Origin of the sequence: Pseudomonas sp. G2-4 (assembly GCF_030064125.1) — a bacterium.
Lineage (GTDB): Bacteria > Pseudomonadota > Gammaproteobacteria > Pseudomonadales > Pseudomonadaceae > Aquipseudomonas.
Genome location: NZ_CP125957.1, coordinates 3,760,303 through 3,781,061, shown reverse-complemented (window position 1 = coordinate 3,781,061; position 20,759 = coordinate 3,760,303). Strand labels below are relative to the sequence as shown.

The window sequence follows — 20,759 nt, the reverse complement described above, 5'->3', positions numbered from 1 at the left end:
CCGATGTGGAAGCTGCTGATTCGCCTCTATCTGGTCACCATTGTGTCCTACAGCGCGGCGATCTATCTGATGCCGGAACTGGTGGTTCGTCTGTTCCATGAGCGTTTCCTGACCTACAACCTCGATTATTCCCGGGGCCTGCAGACCTTGATGGTCAAGCAGTTTCGCGCCGTGCCCAGCGAACAATGGCCGGCGCTGGCGGCACAGATGGACGAGGAGTTCGATCCGCTGCGCATCGAACTGGCTGCTGTCGATGACGAGGGCTTCAGTGCTGATGAGCAGACGCGTCTCAAGCGCGGCGAGAACGTGGTGCGCCTCGGCGACTGGGCCTGGCGCACCCTGGCGGTTTCGCCGTTGGATGAGCACACGGCGGTCAAGATGATCGTGCCGCCGGACCCGGCGGACGTGAGTTGGTTGTATTGGAGCATCAACGTGCTGATCGGGGCGACGATGCTCGCCTGCCTGCTGCTCTGGCTGCGGCCTCACTGGCGTGATCTGGAGCGCCTCAAGCGCACCGCCGAGCGCTTCGGTAAAGGTCACCTGAGCGAGCGTACGCACATCGCCTCTCGGTCGAATATCGGCAGCCTCGCCCATGTGTTCGACACCATGGCCGGCGACATCGAGAACCTGCTCAATCAGCAGCGGGATCTGCTCAACGCAGTGTCCCACGAACTGCGCACGCCGCTGACCCGACTCGACTTCGGCCTGGCCCTGGCCCTGTCCGACGACCTGCCACCGGCCAGTCGTGAACGCCTGCAAGGGTTGGTGGCACACATCCGTGAGTTGGATGAGCTGGTGTTGGAGTTGCTGTCCTACAGCCGTTTGCAGAACCCCGAGCGTTTGCCCGAGCGGGTCGAAGTGCCGCTGGATGAGTTCATCGACAGCATCCTGGGCAGTGTCGACGAGGATCTGGCGGCGCCGGACGTGGTGATCGATGTGCTGTTGCACGGGACGCTGGAGCGTTTCGTGCTGGACCCGCGCCTGACCGCCCGGGCCTTGCAGAACCTGCTACGCAATGCCATGCGTTATTGCGAGAAGCGGATCCAGGTCGGTGTGCGGGTCAGCGACCGAGGTTGCGAAATCTGGGTCGACGACGACGGCATCGGAATTCCCGACAGCGAACGCGAGCGCGTGTTCGAGCCGTTCTATCGCCTGGACCGCAGCCGCGACCGCGCCACGGGCGGCTTCGGTCTCGGCCTGGCCATCAGCCGCCGCGCCCTGGAAGCCCAGGGCGGCACCCTGACGGCCGAAACCTCGCCCCTGGGCGGAGCGCGTTTCAGGCTATGGCTGCCAACACCGTCCTGATGCCGTCACCCCATGGCCCCTTACCCAAACAACCCCGCCGCAATATTGATCGAGAACCCAAGAATCGCCGTGTTGAACACAAACCCGATCAACGACTGCGCCAGCACGATTTTGCGCAGCTGCCGGGTGGCAACACCCACGTCCGAGGTCTGTACCGCGACCCCGATGGTGAAAGAGAAATACAGGAAGTCCCAGTAGTTGGGCGTGGTCAGCCCTTCGGCAAACCGCAGGGCCGGCTCCTTGCCTTCCCAGGTGTAATACAGGCGCGCGTAGTGAACGCTGAAAATCACGCCGATCAGCAACCATGAACCGATCACGGTCATGGCCGTGAAACCGTAATGCAACAGCTTGTCGGCGGTTTGCAGGTCGCGGCTGCCGGCCAGTTCAAAGGTGATGGTTGCCAGACTGGCCAAGGCCGCGATGCAGACCACCAACAGGACCAATCCGGCATTTTCGTCTTCGATTTCGGCGATGCGTTTGACGTCGGGCGCCTTGGCCCGCACGGTCAGCCAGGACATCAGCACCAGGTAGGTCCAGACCCCGATGTTCCAGCCAATGAGGATTTTGCTGATGATTGAATCCGTGGGCGCCAGGATGCCCACCGCAAGGCCAAGGACCGTGGCGCTGGAAAGACGGGGGTGGGTGCGGGCGAGAAAGGGCATGGAGGCTCACTGTCCGGGAAAGGTGCGCCGAGTATGAGCCATCAGGCCATCATTGGAGGAGCCGGCCGGCTATCGCCGTCGATTGAATCAATTCCACCCCCGCGGCCTGCATCCTCCGTATCGCGCTGTCCATCGAGCCGTCGATATCAATGCCGCGACAGGCGTCGAGCACCACAAACGCATTGAAACCCGCGGTTCGCGCATCCAGCGCGGTGAACATCACGCAAAAATCCAGGGCCAGTCCTACCACGTACACCGTGTCGATGCCGCGCTCCTTCAGGTAACCCGCCAATCCGGTCGGGGTCTGGCGGTCGGCTTCCATGAACGCTGAATAACTGTCGATGTCCGGGTTGCAACCCTTGCGAATGATCAGTTGGGCGTGAGGCAGTTCCAGCGCCGGGTGCAGTGCGGCGCCTTGGCTGCCCTGTATGCAGTGGTCCGGCCAGAGTGTCTGCTCGCCGTACGGCAATTGCACGATGTTGAAAGGTTGCTTGTCCGGATGGCTGGAGGCAAACGAGGCATGCCCGGCCGGGTGCCAGTCCTGTGCGAGGATGACGTGCCGGAACGATCGCCCCAGTTGGTTGATCAACGGCACAATCTCGTCGCCCTCCGGCACAGCCAACTGACCGCCGGGGATGAAGTCGTTTTGTACGTCTATCACCAGTAAGGCAGCGGTCATGGCTCGGGTGACGGGAACTGTCATGAATAGATCCTCCTGGAAGTGGTCCTTCGATATTAGCCGAACCGCCCGGGCTCAGGTTTTTGTATCCAACTTCATTGCAGGCTGACCCAGCGCTTTTGCAAGCAAACCCGCTTCCAGAGCGGGGATTGAGGCGGGTTTGTGGATCCAAGATTGTCTTCAAAAGGGTAGGCAAAATGTCTTTCGTCGAAAACATTCCAGGTTTGATGGCTTTTTGATATTTGGTCGATGCGTCGGCGATCCGATTGCGTACAATCGCCAGCCTCCAACCGGGCATGGAAGCAGTTCGGCTTTGTAGTCACGAGAAAAAAACCATGCTCATCGGCAGTTATTCCCCCGCCCTTGTTTCGATTTCCCTGTTTGTTGCGGTACTGGCGTCCTACACGGCGCTGGACCTGGTCGGGCGTATCGCCACCACCCACGGACGTGCGGCCCATCTGTGGATGGCGGGGGGCGCTTTGGCGATGGGCGTGGGCGTCTGGTCCATGCATTTCATCGGCATGCTCGCGTTCACCTTGCCGATAGAGCTTGGTTACGATGTTTCGATTACCGCGCTGTCGCTGCTGATTGCCATTCTTTCCTGCGGTTTTGCCTTGTGGCTGGCCAGCCAGCCGAGGTTGCCGGCGTGGCAGCTGGCTTTCGGCGCGCTGATCATGGGCGCCGGCATCAGTGCCATGCATTACACCGGTATGGCCGCGCTGCGGATGCAACCGGGCATCGATTACGCCCCGACGTTATTCGGGGCTTCGCTGGTCATTGCCGTCGGGGCTTCTGCGGCAGCGCTGTGGATTGCCTTTCGCCTGCGCCAGAACTCCCCTCACGTGCGCCTGGCCCGTGCTGGGGCTGCGGTGGTGATGGGCATCGCCATTGTCGGTATGCATTACACCGGCATGGCCAGCGCGCAGTTCAGCGAGGGCAGTTTTTGCGGGTCCTTGGACGGCTTGAGTGGCAAGGGCCTGGATAATCTGGTGCTGATCACCACCCTGGCGGTGCTGGCCATTGCCCTGCTGACGTCGATTCTCGACGCGCGCCTGGAAGCCCGTACTGCGGAACTGGCTCAATCGCTGACCCTGGCCAACCGGGAACTGACCCAGTTGGCCCTGCACGACCCCCTCACCGAGTTGCCCAACCGCGTGCTGCTGGCTGATCGTATCGACCAGGCCATGCATCGGGTGCAGGAGCAGGGTGGTTGTTTCGCCTTGATGTTCATCGACCTGGATGGCTTCAAACCGGTCAACGATGCCTTTGGGCACCATATGGGTGATTTGTTGTTGCGGGACGTGGCCCTGCGGCTGCGGGAAGACCTGCGCAGCCAGGACACCCTGGCGCGGATCGGCGGTGATGAGTTCGTGCTGCTGGTGCAGTTGGCCGAACCGGACGATGCCCTGCGCCTGGCGGCGCGCCAGGTCGGGCTGATCGGCCGTACCTTCCGGGTTGCCGAACACGACTTGCAGATCTCCGCCAGCATCGGCATTGCGCTTTATCCCGGCAACGGCCAAGGCGCTGAAGAACTGCTGATGAATGCTGACGCGGCGATGTACCACGCCAAAGGTGCAGGCAAAAACGGCTACAGCTTTTTCGATGCGTCGATGAACAGCAACGCGCGCAAGCAATTGCAGTTGCTGCAAGACTTGCGCATCGCTGTCGAGCAGCGGCAATTCAGTCTGTACTATCAGCCCAAGTTCGATGCCGCCAACGGCCGACCGGTCGGCGCCGAGGCTTTGTTACGCTGGACCCACCCGACCCAGGGCCTGCTGATGCCCGACACGTTCATCGACCTGGCGGAAAAGACCGGGCTGATCATCCCCATCGGCGAATGGGTGTTGAACGAGGCCTGCCGCCAGATGCGTGAATGGTATGTGCTCGGCTATACCGACTGGCGCATCGCGGTGAACCTGTCGGCCTTGCAGTTTTGCCATACGGGTTTGGTGCAGAGTGTGGCCAAGGCGCTGGAGACGCATAAGCTGCCGGCCAACAGCCTGACCCTGGAAATCACTGAAACCACCGCCATGAGCGATGCGGACGCGAGCATGACGGTGCTGCAGCAGCTCTCGGACATGGGCGTGGATTTGTCCATCGATGATTTTGGTACCGGCTATTCGAGCCTGATGTACCTCAAGCGCCTGCCGGCCAACGAGCTGAAGATCGATCGAGGCTTCGTGCGCGACTTGGAGCATGACAGCGATGACGCGGCGATCGTCTCCGCCATCGTTGCCCTCGGCCAGGCCCTGGGCCTGCGGATCGTTGCCGAAGGCGTGGAAACCAATGTGCAGCAGAGTTTCCTGACGAAGTTGGGCTGCGACTCGTTGCAGGGCTACCTGCTGGGCCATCCGCTGCCGGCCGAGCGTTTCATCCATGACATCCGTCAGGCGCAACGCGTGGCGATGGCCTGAGTGGCTTCAAGGCAGGATCTCGAATGCCGTGCTGCCCAGGCGCTCGCCATTGACCAACAAATGCACCGCATGCCGGCCCGCATAGTGCCGGCGGGTGGTCAGCTCGCGAATGTGTTGGGCGCGGCTGAGGGTGGCGCAACCCAGGGCGGGCAGGTCGAAGGTCTTGAGCTTGAAGACTTTGGCTGCCGTGCCGCCGGAGGCTTTCACGTAGTCGATGGCGTAATCGATCACCAGGCGCTGGCTCTGCTCGAGGGTTGATTGCACCTTGAAGGACAGCGTGATCTGTTCCCCCAGGCGAATGACCGCCGGCGTGACCTTCAGCTCCAGGACGTCGACCTGCGCCTTGCCGGCCACCCCGATGACGGCCAGCGCCCGCGGGTTGCCTTGTTTGATCAGGCTGCGCAACGCATGCCGGGCGATCCAGGCGGTGTGACGCTCTTGCAAGGGCCAGTTTTCGATCCGGTCCAGCACCCAGTCGGGATGCTGCTTGGTAATGTCGTTGAGATGATTGGCCACGGACTTGCGCACATAGAGGCTGTTGTCGGCTTTGAGCGCCTCTAGGATCGCGGCGGCGAGCTCGGGGTTGGCCTGGATCGGCTCCAAGTGGAACGACCACGGCAAGCGCGGTCGGCTGCCTTCGCTGGCCAGGCGGCGGACGTGCTCGTTGGCATCCAGCGCCCAGTCATGCATGACGTTGAGGGTGCGCGCCAGATCGTCGCGCAGGAAGTGCCGGACCGCGAACTCCGAAGAGCCAAATTGGGTGAAGTACTTGAGCGCGTCCATGGACAGGTCGAAGCAGTGCCGGCCGTAAGCCGCCACATAGTGCGGCAGGAACATGCTGACGAACATGCTGTTCAGGCGCGGGGCCAGATCGCGTAGCACGTCCAATGAGGCTTCATAGCTCAAGGGCAACATGGCATGCAGGCACTCGCTGACCCGGGCCATGCGCTGCATCACCGACAACTCGGCCAACCCGTCGTTGGCCATGCGCAGAAAAGCCTTGGCGTCGAAGGCTGGATACACCGCGCTCATTTCGCCGGCGATGTGTTCCAGGCGTGCGGCGTTGAAAATTTCCTTCAGGGCAGGGGAGGCAGTGGTCGGGGTCGTCATGGTGGGATCCGTCATCCAAGGCTTGTCATTATATCCCGTGGCGAGGGAGCTTGCTCCCGCTCGGCTGCGCAGCAGTCGTAACCCCCGGTGAATGCGGTATCACTGAAGGACCGCGTCGCCTGGGTTGGGGCTGCTGCGCAGCCCAGCGGGAGCAAGCTCCCTCGCCACGACTACAGTCAACGGAATGATTCGCCGCCGCTGAAGTCCCAGCTTCAGTCCCTCGAATAACTGGAGTTTTTCTATGCGCAAACCCACCCTGATCGCCAGCCTTGTCCTGATTGCCGGTCTCACAGCCCTTGGGCCTGTCGCGCAAGCCGTCGAGAAAACCGGGGATGCCCTGGAGCATTCGCCAAGCAATGGCCGCAGGCTGGTGGAGAACGACCGGGTACCGGCGGACTACCAGCGCACGGACAGAGCCATGAAAGACTGGAAACAGAAAAAGCTCGAGCAGCCGACTAAAGAGCAGCAATGGGTGCATATCGACGACAAATACTTGCTGATCGAAACCGTGTCCGGCGCAATCGTCAAGATTGTTCCGGCCACACGCTAGAGCACTTCGCCCTTATCCCACAAATGCACCAGCTCGCCAGGTGCCTGGTCCTCAGGCACCTGTAGCACCATCTCGTCATCCTGATCGTTGGCGCGGTAGCGGACCTCGATCTGGAAAAAGCGCTGGTCGCCCCGCCCTGGTGTGGATGAGGTGAGCGGCAGGCAGCCTTCCAATACCGAGCAGATGCGGGTGCGCTGGTCGAGGTCGCACTGGGCAAACTCGATTTCCCGGGGCCGGGTCAAGGCATGGATGGCCGCCACGCCACCCTGGCGTGATAGCCTCACCACGGCTTTGTCGTCGAGGTCTGGAAGGGTTTTCATCAGCTTTCCTCTGTCAGGTCGACGCCGACCCGGGCCCAGCCATCCTGCACCGCTTGCACCTCCCGTTCGCCGAAACGCTGGCGGGCGTGCTCGACGGTCAGGCGGGCAAAAGCGCTGAAGGACGCGTCGTTGGCCAGTTTTCGGTCGCACAAGGTGTCATACCAGATCCGGCCGGCCTTTTCCCAGGCAAATCCGCCCAAGGTCGTAGCCACCAGATAAAAGGCCCGGTTGGGGATGCCGGAATTGATGTGCACACCGCCGTTGTCTTCGCGAGTGATGACGAATTCGCGCATGTGGGCCGGTTGCGGGTCTTTACCCAACATCGGGTCATCGTAGGCCGTGCCGGGGTTGGACATGCTGCGCAGGCCGTCGCCGTTGATCTTGTCGGTGAGCAGGTCGGCGCCGATCAGCCAGTCGGCCTGGTCGGCGGTCTGTTCGAGCACGAACTGCTTGACCAGCACGCCGAACACATCGGAGATCGACTCGTTCAAAGCCCCGGACTGATTGGCGTAGATCAACCCGGCTTCGCTTTCGGTGACGCCATGGGCCAGTTCGTGGGCGACGACATCCAGGGAGCGGGTGAAGCGCTGGAAGATTTCGCCATCGCCGTCGCCAAACACCATCTGCGCGCCGTTCCAGAACGCGTTTTCGTAACCCTGGCCATAATGCACGCTGCCGACCAGGGCGAAGCCTTTGTTGTCGATGGAATCACGACCGAGGATTTTCCAGAAAAAATCATAGGTCGCACCAAGGGCATCGTAGGCCTCGTCCACAGCCGGATCACCGCTGGCCGATTGACCTTCCAGGCGTACCGGTTGCCCGGGCAGTTCCATGGTGTTTTGGGCATCATGCACACTGCGCTGTGGCTGCCCGGCCTTGCCTGGCTTGGGCAGCTTCGCGGTGGCGGGAGGGTTGTGCGGCGGACCGGGGTTGTGTCGCAGGCTGCGCACGTGGGTCAGTGTGCCGAGGGCACTGGAACGTTGCTGTTCGGTACCGTGGGCGATGATGCGGTTGAGGATGTATGGAGGAATGAAACTGTTGAGCGGGCGAAAGTCAGTCATCAGAAAATCCTTATCTGAAATGCAGGGCCGATACCCATGAGAACCGAAGTGGCCGCTGCGGTTCCCTAGGGGGCGGGTTTGTGTGGCCGACCCAGTCGCTCAGTCATGCACGAAACCGTGGCGAGGGAGCTTGCTCCCGCTGGGCTGCGAAGCAGCCCCAAAACCTTGCCCCTCGATGTGCCAGGCAGATCGCACCCAACCTGTCGGGATTGCTGCGCAACCCGGCGGGAGCAAGCTCCCTCGCCACAAAAATTTGCCAGGCTCGCCTATTTCTGAGAAAACCCGCGACTTGGATCACTCGGGAACGCCCTCATGAACGAAGAACTGCACATCATCGACCTGGAACAAGGCGACGGCAAAAGCGTAGTCAAAGGTGCGCTGATCACCACTCAATATCGCGGTACGCTGGAAGACGGCACAGAATTCGATTCCTCCTACAGCCGCGGCAAACCCTTCCAGTGCGTGATCGGCACCGGTCGCGTCATCAAGGGCTGGGATCAGGGCCTGATGGGCATGAAAGTCGGCGGTAAGCGCAAGCTACTGGTGCCGGCTCACCTGGCTTATGGTGAACGGTCCATGGGCGCCCACATCAAGCCCAACGCCAACCTCATCTTTGAAATCGAGTTGCTGGAAGTGCTGACCCGGGACGATTGAAGCGGGCTTTCGCTCATGCCCGGTCGCTGAACAGCGGGACACGTCCATTAAGAGAGGGGCGGTAGCGCCAGGCCAACTGATCCAGCGGCAGTTCTCGCGCCAGAATCGCACCCAGCGTGGCGTGGGCGATGCCCAGTGCCAGGGTTTGCCCCGGGCATTCATGGCGCCCGGTACCAAAGCTGAAACTGCGGCGGTTCGCACGCTCCAGCAGCATGACGTCCGGTTGCGGGTTGAGCTGCGGATCGCGGTTTGCCGAGGCCAGCACCAGCAGGATGACCTCCCCGGGTTTCAGCGTGGTGCCGAGGATGTCGCAGGGCGCTGTGACGAAGCGGCGGGTGTTCTGCACGCTGGGGTCCAAGCGCTGGACTTCGGCCAGTAACGAACCGATCTGGGTGGGATCGATCCCAAGCACCTGGTGCAACGCCGGATCGCGGATCAGCGCCAGCAACGCGTTGCCGATCAGGCCTGCCGTGGCTTCATAGGTTTGCGAGAGCAGGCCGATCAGGTTGGCGATCAGGCCGTCCTGGTCGAGGCCATTGAAACCCTGGCAAATGCGTGCCAACCAAGGGTTGTCCTGCGCCTCGATCCGCTCCTGGAAAAACGTTGCCAGTTGCTCGGAGGCCCGGTGTGCCGCGTCCAGTTGCGTCGCATCGCTCAGGGACGACAGGCCGGCGACGAAATCCCCCGTCAATTCGCTGATCAGGCGACTGTCCGCCGGATTGAAGCCCAGCAACGCCGCCACCACACTGGCCGGTCCGATGAACTGGGCGTGGTGCAAGCCTTCGGCACCGTTCCTGAGAAAGCGTGCCCTGACCAGGGCTTCGATCTGTTGTGGATCGATGTCCTGCAACACCGGCGCAATCGCCGCTCGCGGGCAACGCTGCCGTTCACCTTCGTTCATCCGCATCAGGCGCCCGAACACCCGACCGGCCGGGCCATCGGCGATGGCCCTGGGCACAGGCTCGTGGGCCGGACGCACATGGCAGTCGGGATGACGCAGCACGGCGCATACCGCCTCGGCACTGCAGGCGATCCACAGGTTCAGTTGCGGGTCGAAGGTCATCCCGCCACGGGCCTGCAAGCTCGCGTAGTAAGGATAGGGGTCGGTATGAGTCGCGGCGGTGATCGGGTCCATGAAGCGCTGCCTTGTTCGTGAGGGAGAAAGTGTTGCTACTATCTCCAGTCGATGCATGGCTTGATTCGTCGTGGAGCGAAATATGAACGCAGAACATCATGATGTGGGCGTGTCCCAGGTGGCCGCCGCCATTGCCGAACCGGCTCGTACCCGGATGCTGTGTGCCTTGATGGACGGTCATGCCCGGACCAGCACCGAGTTGGCGAGCATCGCCGAGGTCAGTGCCTCCACCGCCAGTGCCCACCTGTCGAAGCTCAAGGACCTGGCCTTGGTGCGCCTGCATGTCCAGGGCCGGCATCGCTACTACAGCCTGGCGGACCCGCGCGTCGCCCAGGCCCTCGAAGCGCTGATGGTGATCGGCCAGAATGCCGCGCCGACCTTCACGCCGCGCACTCCGGATCGCCTGCAATTTGCCCGTACCTGCTACGACCACATGGCCGGCACCCTGGCGGTGCGACTGCATGATCGGATGATCGAGGCCGGGTGGCTGCTGGAGGTGCCGGGACAGGGTTATCGGTTGAGTGAATCCGGTGAGGCGTTGTTCAAGGGGGTGGGCATTGACGTCCAGTTGCTCGCCACGCAACGGCGCCGATTCGCCTGCCCCTGCCTGGACTGGAGCATGCGCCGTCCACACCTCGGTGGGGCCCTAGGGGCGGCGTTGCTGCAGGTGGTGATCAAGCGCAAGTGGGTGATCCAGGACCTGGATAGCCGTGCGCTGGGCTTGACGGCCAGTGGTCGCCGGGAGATGGCGGGGCGGTTCGGGGTGAGTGTGGACAGGTATGTCGAGCCGGCTATCGCCATCGCGGGCAGGCTCACTCCCAGCGTGGATCTGCGGCAAGCGCAGGATGTGTAGACAACGGCTAACCCTGTGGCGAGGGAGCTTGCTCCCGCTGGGCTGCGTAGCAGCCCCAAACCAGGCAACCCGGCCATTCAGACAGATCGCATTTACCGGATTGCGACTGCTGCGCAGCCGAGCGGGAGCAAGCTCCCTCGCCACAAAAGCTCCCGAGTGCTACAGGTGGACTCGAATCAAACCTTGACGATCCAACCCGCTGGCGCTTCCACGTCGCCGGTCTGCACGCCGGTCAGCTCTTTGTAGAGCTTCTGGGTGATCGGACCGACTTCGGTTTCGCTGTGGAACACGTGCAGCTTGTCCTTGTAGCTGATGCCGCCAATCGGGGTGATCACCGCGGCGGTACCGCAGGCGCCGGCTTCCTTGAAGTCCGACAGCTTGTCGATGAACACGTCGCCTTCGATCACTTCCAGGCCCAGGCGCGATTTGGCCAGTTCGATCAGGGACAGGCGGGTGATGCCCGGCAGGACCGAAGGGGATTTTGGGGTGACGAATTTGTTGTCGTGGGTGATGCCGAAGAAGTTGGCCGAACCGACTTCCTCGATTTTCGAGTGGGTCATCGGGTCCAGGTAGATGCAGTCGGCGAAGCTGGCTTTCTTGGCCTGGGAGCCGGGCATCAGGCTGGCGGCATAGTTGCCGCCGACCTTGGCCGCGCCGGTGCCTTGCGGTGCTGCGCGGTCGAAGCTGGAGATCAGGAAGTTGTGTGGGGTCAGCCCGCCCTTGAAGTAGGCGCCGACCGGGATGCAGAAAATCGAGAAGATGAACTCGGGTGCGGTGCGCACGCCGATGTTGTCACCCACGCCGATCACGAACGGGCGCAGATACAGCGCGCCGCCGGTGCCGTAAGGCGGGATGAAGCGCTCGTTGGCGCGGACCACTTGCTTGCAGGCTTCGATGAACTGTTCGGTCTCGACGTGCGGCATCAGCAGGCGGGCGCAGCTGCGTTGCATGCGGGCGGCGTTCTGGTCGGGACGGAAGAGGTTGATCGAGCCGTCCTTGCAGCGATAGGCCTTCAGGCCTTCGAAGCATTGCTGACCGTAGTGCAGGGCGGTGGAACCCTCGCTGATGTGCAGCACATTGTCGTCGGTCAGGGTGCCGGCGTCCCAGGCGCCATCGCGCCAGTGCGACAGGTAGCGCTTGTCGGTCTTGATGTAGTCAAAGCCCAGTTTGTCCCAATTGATGCTCTCGTTACCCATGACACCCTCTATTTCTTAACAACCGTCGAAACGGTTCAAGGCTTCTGACGTATTTTGGATGGGGACAACAATACTTCATTCCGGGGCTGTTTCGCAGCCCGCTCGACAAGGTGCAGACAGATAAATGATGGTGTTCTTGAAAATCGCGAGCAAGCTCGCTCCCACATGGGATTGCGTTCCCATGAACGACCGTTATCACCTGTGGGAGCGAGCTTGCTCGCGATAGGGCACTCACTCACACCATCAGTTCCGCAGAATCACAGGTGCAAAGCATGCCCCAACGCCCGCAACGCCGCTTCCTGCACAGCCTCACCCAGCGTCGGATGGGCGTGGATGGTGCCGGCGATGTCTTCCAGGCGTGCGCCCATTTCCAGGGACTGGCCGAACGCGGTGGACAGCTCCGAGACACCCACGCCAACCGCCTGCCAGCCAACGATCAGGTGATTGTCCCGACGCGCCACGACCCGCACGAAACCGCTTTTCGATTCCAGGGTCATGGCCCGGCCGTTGGCCGCGAACGGGAAGCTCGAAACAATGCAGTCGAGCCCGGCTGCCTGGGCTTCGTCCGGCGTCTTGCCGACCACCACCAGTTCCGGATCGGTAAAGCACACCGCGGCGATGGCCGTCGGGTTGAATTCGCGGTGTTGGCCGGCGATCAGCTCGGCGACCATTTCGCCCTGGGCCATGGCCCGGTGGGCGAGCATCGGTTCGCCGCTCAGGTCGCCGATGGCCCAGACGTTGCGCATGCTGGTCTGGCAGCGGTTGTCGATCTTCACCGCCGCACCGTTCATCGCCAAGTCCAACGCTTCGAGGTTCCAGCCTTGGGTGTTGGGTTTGCGCCCGACCGCCACCAGCACCCGGTCGGTGTCCAGGTTCAGCGTGTCGCCAGCGGGGTCACGCACTTGCAAGGTGCTGGCCTGGGCATCGAACCCTTCGACGCTGTGCTTGAGGTAGAGCTTCACGCCCAATTGCTTGAGCGCCTCGTGTACCGGTTGGGTCAGTTCGCCGTCATACGCCGGCAGGATCCGTTCCTGGGCTTCGACCACGCTGACCTCAGCGCCAAGCTTGCGATAAGCAATGCCCAACTCCAGGCCAATGTAGCCACCGCCGACCACCACCAGGTGCTTGGGCACCGAGGTCGGAGCGAGGGCTTCGGTGGAGGAAATGATCGGCCCGCCCACGGGCAGCATCGGCAGGTCGACGCTTTTCGAACCGGTGGCGAGCAGCAGGTGCTCGCACTGGATGCGGGTGTCGCCAACCTCAACGGTCTTGCCATCGACTACCTTGGCCCAGCCGTGGATGACCTGGACCTTATGTTTTTTCAGCAGCGCGGCGACGCCGGTGGTCAGGCGATCAACGATGCCGTCCTTCCATTCCACGCTCTTGCCGATGTCCAGGGTTGGCGCCGATACCGTGATTCCCAACGCCGAACCTTGGCTGTGGTGCCGGGTCTGGTGAAATTGCTCGGCCACGTGGATCAATGCCTTGGACGGAATACAGCCGATGTTCAGGCAGGTCCCGCCCAATGCCTGGCCTTCCACCAGAATAGTCGGGATGCCCAGCTGGCCGGCGCGGATCGCCGCCACATAGCCGCCGGGGCCGCCGCCGATGATCAGCAGCGTGGTGCTCAAAGTCTGTTGCATTCGTTACTCCACGAACAGCGTTGCGGGTTGTTCGAGCAGGCCGCGCAGGGCCTGGATGAATTGCGCCGCGTCCATGCCGTCGACCACCCGGTGATCGAAAGAGCTGGAGAGGTTCATCATCTTGCGAATCACGATCTGGCCTTTGACGACCATGGGCCGCTCGACGATTTTGTTGACGCCGACGATCGCCACTTCCGGCAGGTTCAGTACCGGCGTGCTGACGATGCCGCCGAGGGCGCCGAGGCTGGTCAGGGTGATGGTCGAGCCGGACAATTCATCGCGGCTGGCCTTGCCATTGCGCGCTGCCGTGGCCAGGCGCGAGATTTCCGCCGCGCTGTCCCACAGGCTGCGGGCTTCAGCGTGACGCACCACCGGCACCATCAGGCCGACGTCGCTCTGGGTGGCGACGCCCACATGCACCGCGCCTGAGCGGTGAATGACCTGGGCTTCGTCGTCGTAGCGCGCGTTCATCTGCGGGAAGTCCCGCAGGGCCACGACCAGGGCCCGCACCAGGAATGGCAGCAAGGTCAGCTTGCCGCGACTGGTACCATGTTTTTCATTCAGGTGAACCCGCAGCTCTTCCAGGGCAGTGATGTCGATCTCCTCGACGTAGCTGAAATGCGCGGCGCGTTGGGTCGCCTCCTGCATGCGCTGGGCGATCTTGCGGCGCATGCCGATCACCGGGATCTGCTGCTCGTCGTGACGCTCGGCATAGCCCGAACCGCCCTTGGCCTGGATCGACGGACCTTGGGCTAGATAGGCCTCGAGGTCTTCGTGCAGGATACGCCCGGCCGGGCCGCTGCCCTGGACCAGACGCAATTGAATGCCCAGGTCCAACGCGTGTTTGCGCACGGCCGGGGAGGCCAATGGGCGTTCTTCGGGATCGCGGGCGACCGGGGCTTGCGCAACCGTTCTTGGCGCGGCCGTTTTTTCCACGACCGGTTCAGGGACAGCCACTGGCTCGGACTTCGGTGCCGGTACAACCGCAGCCGGTTGTACCGATTCCTTCGGGCCCTCCTTCAGGTTGCCGGCACCTTCCACTTCAATGCGGATCAGTTCGCTGCCCACCGCCATGACTTCACCGGGTTCGCCGCCCAGGGCGATTACCCGGCCATGCACCGGCGAGGGAATGTCGACCATGGCCTTGTCGGTCATGACATCGGCCAGCACCTGGTCTTCGACCACCATGTCGCCGACCTTGACGTGCCACACCGACAGTTCAACTTCGGCGATGCCTTCGCCAATGTCCGGCATCTTGATAACGTGCGTGCCCATTCAGACCTCCATGACCCGTTTCAACGCCGCGCCTACACGGGACGGCCCTGGGAAATACGCCCACTCCTGCGCGTGCGGGTAGGGAGTATCCCAACCGGTGACACGCTCGATGGGCGCTTCCAGGTGGTGGAAGCAGTGTTCCTGGACCAGCGAGACCAGCTCGGCGCCAAAACCGCAGGTGCGAGTGGCTTCATGGACGATCACGCAGCGGCCAGTCTTCTTCACGGACTTGACGATGGTGTCCAGGTCCAGCGGCCACAGGCTGCGCAAGTCGATGACTTCGGCGTCGATGCCGGTTTCCTCTGCGGCGGCCTGGGACACATACACCGTGGTGCCGTAGGTGAGGATGGTCACGTCCTTGCCCGGACGGGTGATGGCAGCCACGTCCAGCGGCACCGTGTAGTAACCGTCCGGCACCTGCGCCGAAGGGTGTTTCGACCACGGCGTTACCGGGCGGTCGTGGTGGCCGTCGAACGGGCCGTTATACAGGCGCTTGGGTTCGAGGAAAATCACCGGGTCATCGTTCTCGATGGAGGCGATCAGCAGGCCCTTGGCGTCGTAGGGGTTGGAAGGCATAACGGTGCGCAGGCCACAGACCTGGGTGAACATCGCCTCGATGCTCTGGCTGTGGGTCTGGCCGCCATAGATGCCGCCGCCGCAAGGCATGCGCAGGGTCATCGGCGCGGTGAACTCGCCGGCCGAGCGATAGCGCAGGCGCGCCGCTTCGGAAATGATCTGGTCCGAGGCTGGGTAGACGTAGTCGGCGAACTGGATCTCGGCCACCGGCCGCAGTCCGTAGGCGCCCATGCCGACGGCCACGCCAACGATGCCGCTTTCGGAAATCGGTGCGTCGAACACCCGCGAGGTGCCGTATTTGTTCTGCAGGCCTTCGGTGCAGCGGAACACGCCGCCGAAGTAACCCACGTCCTGGCCGAATACCACGACGTTGTCATCGCGTTCGAGCATCACGTCCATGGCCGAGCGCAGGGCCTGGATCATGGTCATGGTGGTAGTGGTCATGGCGGTATCCAACGCAATATTGGTGTTGTGATCGTTCATGTCAGATCCCCAACTGCTGACGCTGGCGCTTCAAGTGCTCCGGCATCTCTTTGTAGACGTCTTCGAACATCGTGGCAGCGCTCGGCACCTGGCCGCCGGCGAGGGTGCCGTACTGCTCGGCTTCTTTCTGGGCGGCGATGATCTCGGCCTCCAGTTCAGCGCTGACAGCCTGGTGCTCTTCTTCCGACCACTGGCCGATGCGGATCATGTGCTGCTTGAGGCGGGCAATCGGATCCCCCAGCGGGAAGTGGCTCCAGTCATCGGCGGGGCGATACTTCGACGGGTCGTCGGAGGTGGAGTGCGGGCCGGCGCGGTAGGTGACCCATTCGATCAGCGCCGGGCCGAGGTTGCGTCGGGCGCGTTCGGCGGCCCAGCGCGAGGCGGCGTAGACCGCCATGAAATCGTTGCCATCCACCCGCAGCGAAGCGATGCCGCAACCGACACCGCGTCCGGCGAACGTCGTGGCTTCACCGCCGGCAATGGCCTGGAAGGTGGAGATCGCCCACTGGTTGTTGACCACGTTGAGGATCACCGGCGCCCGGTAGACGTGGGCGAAGGTCAGGGCAGTGTGGAAGTCCGATTCAGCGGTGGCGCCGTCACCAATCCAGGCCGAGGCGATCTTGGTATCGCCCTTGATCGCCGAGGCCATGCCCCAGCCCACGCCCTGGATGAATTGCGTGGCGAGGTTGCCGGAAATGGTGAAGAAGCCGGCTTCCTTGACCGAGTACATGATCGGCAACTGCCGGCCCTTGAGCGGATCGCGCTCGTTGGACAGCAGTTGGCAGATCAGGTCCACCAACGGCACGTCCCGGGCCATCAGGATGCTTTGCTGGCGGTAGGTGGGGAAACACATGTCGTCGATGTTCAACGCCAGGGCCTGGGCGCTGCCGATGGCTTCCTCGCCCAGGCTCTGCATGTAGAACGACATTTTTTTCTGCCGCTGGGCGACCACCATGCGGTTGTCGTAGATCCGCGTCTTGAGCATGGCGCGCATGCCCTTGCGCAGGATCTCGACGGGGATGTTCTCGGCCCACTCGCCCAAGGCATTGCCCTGGTCGTCGAGCACGCGAATCAGGCCCCGGGCCAGGTCGGCGGTCTCGGCAGGTTCGACATCGATGGGAGGTTTGCGCACCGTGCCGGCATCGGTCAGCCGCAGGTAGGAAAAGTCGGTCTTGCAGCCGGGACGGCCCGAGGGTTCGGGAACGTGCAGGCGTAGCGGTTCGTACGCTGTATTCATGGCTTTCTACGCTCGATCTTGTGAATTTCTTGTAGTGGGCGCGCTAGCTGACGAATTTTCCTGGATAAGGGAAATTGTCCTACAACAATCATAGGCTCGACGCAGAAGAATATTTTTCTCTGTTAGCTTGCTGTTCAGATCATTTGCAGATAAAAAATCTGCACAACGATAAAAAACAGGATTATTTGTCTCATGCGTAAACTGGATCGCACCGACATCGGCATTCTGAACAGCCTTCAGGAAAACGCCCGCATCACCAACGCCGATCTTGCCCGCTCGGTCAATCTTTCGCCGACGCCGTGCTTCAATCGGGTCCGGGCCATGGAGGAGCTGGGGGTGATTCGCGAGCAGGTCACCTTGCTCGACGCCGACTTGCTGGGTTTGCACGTCAACGTGTTCATCCATGTCAGCCTGGAGAAGCAGGTGGAAGAGGCGCTGCAGCACTTCGAAGAGGCGATCTCCGACCGGCCGGAGGTGATGGAGTGCTACCTGATGGCCGGCGATCCGGATTACCTGATCCGCGTGCTGGTGCCGACCATCCAGTCGTTGGAGCGTTTCATGATGGACTTTCTGACCAAGGTCCCGGGCGTGGCGAACATTCGTTCGAGCTTTGCCCTCAAGCAGGTGCGTTACAAGACTGCGTTGCCGTTGCCGGCCAATGGGTTGACCTTGGGTACCTGAGGCTCAGGGTGAAGGGAACCTGCTTGGATGGGTTACAGGGGGCGGCACTGCATCGAAAACCCCAGCGCGATTGACTGGCCTTGCTCCAGCAAGCGCAACCCCGGCCGTCCTGGCAGGTGGTGCGCATTGACCGGATGGCTGACCGGTTCGATGCAAAAGAACGCCATGCCCACCGGGCAGTACAGCAGGAAATAGTCGCTGCCACTGGCCCGGCATTCCAGTTTATAACCCAAGTCCGGTTGCTGGATCAGGCACTGCCCGTCCCAACCGCCGAAGCCGTTGTCCACGAGCGTATCCGGCAGCAATCGGGGCTGCTGGAAATCCCAATTTTCAGGAATCTTCCGAAGTTCTGTCGGCAGTTTCGAGGCATCACACATCCAGACTTCGCTGGCGCGAGTTTGCAGGCGAGTGCCGGCGGTGCGCGGAAAATACGGATGCAAGCCCAGCCCGTGCCACGCGGCCTGTTCGGCCAGGTGGGTGACGTGCATTGCGATTTGCAACTGACCGCCATTCAAGCGGATCCGTAGGCTGGCGCAGTAGGCGAATGGCTGCTGGCTGTCGAGTTGCAGCAACACTTGTTGGGGACTCTGCTCGATCACCTGCCACGGTTGTTGCCAGGCGCTGCCGTGGATCGGAAACGGATCGTTGGGGCTGTTGGCTTCCAGGGCGAGCCAGCCGCCAGGGCAATCGAAACCGCCCTTGGCGATCCGGTTCGACCACGGGACCAGAGGGAAGCAGCCAAGTTTGCCCGGCAGGCGGTTTTCCAGGGCTTGAGGCGCGGGAGGACGTAACAGCGGGGCGCCGCTGCTACGCAAGGTCCATTCGACCAGGCTGGCGCCCAGGTGCGGGGCCAGGGTGAGGCGGGTCAGTTCGTCTTCGAGGTGGAGAAGGGGTGGCGTCATGGTGGGTTGTGTCTGTCGAGTGGGGAAGCTTTTGTGGCGAGGGAGCTTGCTCCCGCTCGGCTGCGCAGCAGACGCCATGTGCTGAAACCGGATGGGCCTGCTGCGCAGTCCAGCGGGAGCAAGCTCCCTCGCCACAAGGGGGCTTGCTGGCTGATGGGATTACAACACCAGATTCGGCAACCACAGGGAAATGGCGGGGATGTAGGTCACGAGCAGCAGCACCACGAACAGCATGGCGTAGAACGGCAACAGGGCCTTGACGGTGCTTTCGATGCTGACCTTGCCAATGGCGGAGCCCACGAACAGCACTGCGCCCACCGGCGGGGTAATCAGGCCGATACCCAGGTTCACCAGCATGATCATGCCGAACTGCACCGGGTCCACACCAATGCCCACGATCACCGGCATCAGGATCGGCGTCAGGATCAGGATCAGCGGCGCCATGTCCATCACGGTGCCCAGCAGCAGCAACATCACGTTGATGCACATCAGGATCACATAACGGTTATCCGACAGCGTCAGGAACATCGTGGTGATTTTCGCCGGGATCTCCATCAGCGTCATGATGTAGCCGAAGCTGGCGGCGAAGCCGATCAGGATCATCACGATGGAAATGGTGCGTACCGTGCGGTGCATCAGTTTTGGCAGCTCGCTCCACTTGTAGTCGCGATAGATGCACATGGTCACGAAGAACGCCCACACCACGGCAATGGCGGCCGATTCAGTGGCGGTGAAAACGCCCGAGAGAATGCCGCCGAGGATGATGAACAGGGTCATCATGCCCCACATGGCTTCCTTGCAAATCTTCAACGCTTCCTTGAGTGGAATCACTTCGCCTTTGGGGTAGTTGCGCTTTTTCGCAAAAACCAGGCACAGCGCCATCAGGCAGAGGTTCATCATGATGCCCGGGACGATGCCAGCCATGAATAATGAACCGATCGAGACGGTGCCGCCCGCGGCGAGCGAGTACAGGACCGCGTTATGGCTTGGTGGCGTCAACAGCGCTTGTACCGAACCACTGACGGTAACGGCGGTGGCGTACTCACGCGGATAGCCACGGCGTTCCATTTCCGGGATCAGCACTGAGCCGACCGAGGCAGTGTCGGCAACCGAGGAACCAGAGATCGCACCAAAGAAACTCGACGCCACGAGGTTGACCAGAGACAGGCCACCGCGCACGAACCCTACCAGTACACTGGCGAATGCCACCAGTCGCCGGGACATGCCGCCCTCGGCCATGATTGCGCCAGCCAGGACGAAGAAGGGAATGGCCAGCAGCGAGAATTTGTTCACCCCGCCCGTCACCTGGATCATCATGGCCTGGAACGGGATGTCGATCCAGAATGCACCGATCAGTGCGGAGGCACCCAGGGCGTAGGCCACCGGCATGCCGATCATGATCAACACCAAAAAACTGCCCAGCAGAATCAGAGCGTCCATTAAGCGGCACCTTCGTTTTCTTCAACCAGATCGAACTGCACGACTCGACGTTGGCTTTGATCACCCAGCAAGAGTTTTTCCAGCACAAAAATCAACGTCAGGAAGCCACCGATCGGTATCGGCATGTACGTGATGCCGACGCGCAGGGTAGGGATGGCGCTCATGAATTGATTCCACGTGGTCATGCACAGCTTTGTGCCCCACACGGTCATGAAAATGCACACCGCTGCCATCAACAACTGGGAAAAAATCGAAGCGGCGGTTCTCAACTGTGGCGGCATGCGAGAGGTGACCATGTCCACCGCCATGTGCGAGCCGGAGCGGTAGCTGGCGGCGGCGCCAATGAAGGTGAACACGATCATCAGCAAAATGGCGGTGGGTTCCGGCCAGCTCGAGCCGGTACCCAGTACGTAGCGGGCGAACACGCCCCAAGGAATCATCAGCGCAACGGCAAGGACAGAAAGGCCGGCCACCCAGATGCACGTCATGTAGATTTTATCGTTGATACGCAGCAGCAAATTCTTCATCGGGTTTCACCGTAACCAGGCGCGCCCATGACATCTGGCGCGCCGGGCCTTTTTTC

20 protein-coding genes are annotated in these 20,759 nt (G+C 62.0%); 6 read left to right on the top strand and 14 right to left on the bottom strand.

Annotated elements, in window-relative coordinates; all coding sequences use genetic code 11:
• Positions 1–3: 3 nt before the first annotated feature.
• Positions 4–1,305, top strand: a complete 1,302-nt coding sequence (locus tag QNH97_RS16395; protein WP_283552942.1) for an ATP-binding protein — start codon at positions 4–6, stop codon at positions 1,303–1,305.
• Positions 1,306–1,325: 20 nt separating this feature from the next.
• Here QNH97_RS16395 and QNH97_RS16390 read toward each other — a convergent pair whose 3' ends face one another.
• Positions 1,326–1,967: a DUF1345 domain-containing protein gene (locus tag QNH97_RS16390; RefSeq protein ID WP_283552941.1), complete on the bottom strand. Its 642-nt coding sequence runs from the start codon at positions 1,965–1,967 to the stop codon at positions 1,326–1,328.
• Positions 1,968–2,016: 49 nt separating this feature from the next.
• On the bottom strand, positions 2,017–2,670 hold the full coding sequence (gene pncA, locus QNH97_RS16385; protein ID WP_283552940.1) for a bifunctional nicotinamidase/pyrazinamidase: 654 nt from the start codon (positions 2,668–2,670) through the stop codon (positions 2,017–2,019).
• A 311-nt stretch (positions 2,671–2,981) separates the two neighbouring features.
• Here pncA and QNH97_RS16380 point away from each other — a divergent pair, with 311 nt between their 5' ends.
• The gene (locus QNH97_RS16380) at positions 2,982–5,060 is read left to right on the top strand and encodes a putative bifunctional diguanylate cyclase/phosphodiesterase (protein ID WP_283552939.1); all 2,079 of its coding nucleotides are present in this window, start codon (positions 2,982–2,984) and stop codon (positions 5,058–5,060) included.
• 6 nt (positions 5,061–5,066) lie between these two features.
• Here QNH97_RS16380 and QNH97_RS16375 read toward each other — a convergent pair whose 3' ends face one another.
• A complete protein-coding gene (locus QNH97_RS16375) occupies positions 5,067–6,170 on the bottom strand; it encodes a DNA alkylation repair protein (RefSeq protein WP_283552938.1) in 1,104 nt (367 codons plus the stop codon).
• A 241-nt stretch (positions 6,171–6,411) separates the two neighbouring features.
• On the opposite strand from QNH97_RS16375, the gene QNH97_RS16370 reads away from it, so the two are divergent.
• On the top strand, positions 6,412–6,720 hold the full coding sequence (locus QNH97_RS16370; protein ID WP_283552937.1) for an RcnB family protein: 309 nt from the start codon (positions 6,412–6,414) through the stop codon (positions 6,718–6,720).
• On the opposite strand, the gene QNH97_RS16365 is transcribed toward QNH97_RS16370, so the two are convergent.
• Together QNH97_RS16365 and QNH97_RS16360 are read right to left on the bottom strand one after the other, a co-directional pair.
• Entirely contained in the window at positions 6,717–7,040 is a 324-nt protein-coding gene (locus QNH97_RS16365; RefSeq protein WP_063320640.1) for a protealysin inhibitor emfourin, read from the bottom strand. The two genes, QNH97_RS16370 and QNH97_RS16365, sit on opposite strands and share 4 nt — an antisense overlap.
• Positions 7,040–8,101, bottom strand: a complete 1,062-nt coding sequence (locus QNH97_RS16360) for a M4 family metallopeptidase (RefSeq protein WP_283552936.1) — start codon at positions 8,099–8,101, stop codon at positions 7,040–7,042. Before QNH97_RS16360 ends, QNH97_RS16365 begins: the two co-directional genes overlap by 1 nt.
• Before the next feature lie 312 nt (positions 8,102–8,413).
• Here QNH97_RS16360 and QNH97_RS16355 point away from each other — a divergent pair, with 312 nt between their 5' ends.
• Positions 8,414–8,755 carry an FKBP-type peptidyl-prolyl cis-trans isomerase gene (locus QNH97_RS16355; RefSeq protein WP_283552935.1) on the top strand — a complete coding sequence of 114 codons (342 nt, stop codon included), beginning with the start codon at positions 8,414–8,416 and terminating at the stop codon, positions 8,753–8,755.
• 13 nt (positions 8,756–8,768) lie between these two features.
• Here QNH97_RS16355 and QNH97_RS16350 read toward each other — a convergent pair whose 3' ends face one another.
• Positions 8,769–9,890 (bottom strand): cytochrome P450, encoded by a 1,122-nt coding sequence (locus QNH97_RS16350; RefSeq protein ID WP_283552934.1) that lies wholly within the window; start codon positions 9,888–9,890, stop codon positions 8,769–8,771.
• Positions 9,891–9,972: 82 nt separating this feature from the next.
• Here QNH97_RS16350 and QNH97_RS16345 point away from each other — a divergent pair, with 82 nt between their 5' ends.
• Positions 9,973–10,743, top strand: coding sequence for an ArsR/SmtB family transcription factor (locus tag QNH97_RS16345; RefSeq protein WP_283552933.1), 771 nt, complete (start codon positions 9,973–9,975; stop codon positions 10,741–10,743).
• A gap of 176 nt (positions 10,744–10,919) precedes the next feature.
• Here the strand turns inward: QNH97_RS16345 and QNH97_RS16340 are convergent, their stop codons facing one another.
• From QNH97_RS16340 to QNH97_RS16320, 5 genes are all read right to left on the bottom strand, one after another.
• A complete protein-coding gene (locus QNH97_RS16340; protein WP_025213179.1) occupies positions 10,920–11,939 on the bottom strand; it encodes a branched-chain amino acid aminotransferase in 1,020 nt (339 codons plus the stop codon).
• Between the two features lie 257 nt (positions 11,940–12,196).
• The gene (gene lpdA / locus QNH97_RS16335; RefSeq protein ID WP_283552932.1) at positions 12,197–13,582 is read right to left on the bottom strand and encodes a dihydrolipoyl dehydrogenase; all 1,386 of its coding nucleotides are present in this window, start codon (positions 13,580–13,582) and stop codon (positions 12,197–12,199) included.
• Positions 13,583–13,585: 3 nt separating this feature from the next.
• Positions 13,586–14,857, bottom strand: a complete 1,272-nt coding sequence (locus QNH97_RS16330) for a dihydrolipoamide acetyltransferase family protein (RefSeq protein WP_283552931.1) — start codon at positions 14,855–14,857, stop codon at positions 13,586–13,588.
• Complete coding sequence (locus tag QNH97_RS16325) at positions 14,858–15,916, bottom strand: alpha-ketoacid dehydrogenase subunit beta (RefSeq protein WP_025213182.1); 1,059 nt, start codon at positions 15,914–15,916, stop codon at positions 14,858–14,860.
• Position 15,917: 1 nt separating this feature from the next.
• Entirely contained in the window at positions 15,918–17,153 is a 1,236-nt protein-coding gene (locus QNH97_RS16320; protein ID WP_283552930.1) for a 3-methyl-2-oxobutanoate dehydrogenase (2-methylpropanoyl-transferring) subunit alpha, read from the bottom strand.
• Positions 17,154–17,345: 192 nt separating this feature from the next.
• Between QNH97_RS16320 and bkdR the strand changes: the two genes are divergently transcribed.
• Positions 17,346–17,834, top strand: coding sequence for a Bkd operon transcriptional regulator BkdR (bkdR, locus tag QNH97_RS16315; protein WP_003202929.1), 489 nt, complete (start codon positions 17,346–17,348; stop codon positions 17,832–17,834).
• Positions 17,835–17,866: 32 nt separating this feature from the next.
• On the opposite strand, the gene QNH97_RS16310 is transcribed toward bkdR, so the two are convergent.
• The 3 genes from QNH97_RS16310 to QNH97_RS16300 all read right to left on the bottom strand — a co-directional run bounded on the left by QNH97_RS16310 (position 17,867) and on the right by QNH97_RS16300 (position 20,703).
• Entirely contained in the window at positions 17,867–18,736 is an 870-nt protein-coding gene (locus QNH97_RS16310) for an aldose 1-epimerase (protein WP_283552929.1), read from the bottom strand.
• Between the two features lie 159 nt (positions 18,737–18,895).
• Positions 18,896–20,176 (bottom strand): TRAP transporter large permease, encoded by a 1,281-nt coding sequence (locus tag QNH97_RS16305; protein ID WP_283552928.1) that lies wholly within the window; start codon positions 20,174–20,176, stop codon positions 18,896–18,898.
• The gene (locus QNH97_RS16300) at positions 20,176–20,703 is read right to left on the bottom strand and encodes a TRAP transporter small permease (protein ID WP_283552927.1); all 528 of its coding nucleotides are present in this window, start codon (positions 20,701–20,703) and stop codon (positions 20,176–20,178) included. The genes QNH97_RS16305 and QNH97_RS16300 overlap by 1 nt, the downstream gene beginning before the upstream one ends.
• Between the last annotated feature and the right edge of the window lie 56 nt (positions 20,704–20,759).

Bases quoted from the DNA above. Each gene is read 5' to 3' on its own strand.
- QNH97_RS16305 (WP_283552928.1), bottom strand. From the start codon at position 20,176: ATGGACGCTCTGATTCTGCTGGGCAGTTTTTTGGTGTTGATCATGATC.
- QNH97_RS16350 (WP_283552934.1), bottom strand. From the start codon at position 9,890: ATGGACCCGATCACCGCCGCGACTCATACCGACCCCTATCCTTACTAC.
- pncA (WP_283552940.1), bottom strand. From the start codon at position 2,670: ATGACAGTTCCCGTCACCCGAGCCATGACCGCTGCCTTACTGGTGATA.
- QNH97_RS16320 (WP_283552930.1), bottom strand. From the start codon at position 17,153: ATGAATACAGCGTACGAACCGCTACGCCTGCACGTTCCCGAACCCTCG.
- QNH97_RS16325 (WP_025213182.1), bottom strand. From the start codon at position 15,916: ATGAACGATCACAACACCAATATTGCGTTGGATACCGCCATGACCACT.
- QNH97_RS16380 (WP_283552939.1), top strand. From the start codon at position 2,982: ATGCTCATCGGCAGTTATTCCCCCGCCCTTGTTTCGATTTCCCTGTTT.
- QNH97_RS16375 (WP_283552938.1), bottom strand. From the start codon at position 6,170: ATGACGACCCCGACCACTGCCTCCCCTGCCCTGAAGGAAATTTTCAAC.
- QNH97_RS16370 (WP_283552937.1), top strand. From the start codon at position 6,412: ATGCGCAAACCCACCCTGATCGCCAGCCTTGTCCTGATTGCCGGTCTC.
- QNH97_RS16330 (WP_283552931.1), bottom strand. From the start codon at position 14,857: ATGGGCACGCACGTTATCAAGATGCCGGACATTGGCGAAGGCATCGCC.
- QNH97_RS16355 (WP_283552935.1), top strand. From the start codon at position 8,414: ATGAACGAAGAACTGCACATCATCGACCTGGAACAAGGCGACGGCAAA.
- QNH97_RS16340 (WP_025213179.1), bottom strand. From the start codon at position 11,939: ATGGGTAACGAGAGCATCAATTGGGACAAACTGGGCTTTGACTACATC.
- QNH97_RS16365 (WP_063320640.1), bottom strand. From the start codon at position 7,040: ATGAAAACCCTTCCAGACCTCGACGACAAAGCCGTGGTGAGGCTATCA.
- QNH97_RS16390 (WP_283552941.1), bottom strand. From the start codon at position 1,967: ATGCCCTTTCTCGCCCGCACCCACCCCCGTCTTTCCAGCGCCACGGTC.
- lpdA (WP_283552932.1), bottom strand. From the start codon at position 13,582: ATGCAACAGACTTTGAGCACCACGCTGCTGATCATCGGCGGCGGCCCC.
- QNH97_RS16310 (WP_283552929.1), bottom strand. From the start codon at position 18,736: ATGACGCCACCCCTTCTCCACCTCGAAGACGAACTGACCCGCCTCACC.
- bkdR (WP_003202929.1), top strand. From the start codon at position 17,346: ATGCGTAAACTGGATCGCACCGACATCGGCATTCTGAACAGCCTTCAG.
- QNH97_RS16345 (WP_283552933.1), top strand. From the start codon at position 9,973: ATGAACGCAGAACATCATGATGTGGGCGTGTCCCAGGTGGCCGCCGCC.
- QNH97_RS16300 (WP_283552927.1), bottom strand. From the start codon at position 20,703: ATGAAGAATTTGCTGCTGCGTATCAACGATAAAATCTACATGACGTGC.
- QNH97_RS16395 (WP_283552942.1), top strand. From the start codon at position 4: ATGTGGAAGCTGCTGATTCGCCTCTATCTGGTCACCATTGTGTCCTAC.
- QNH97_RS16360 (WP_283552936.1), bottom strand. From the start codon at position 8,101: ATGACTGACTTTCGCCCGCTCAACAGTTTCATTCCTCCATACATCCTC.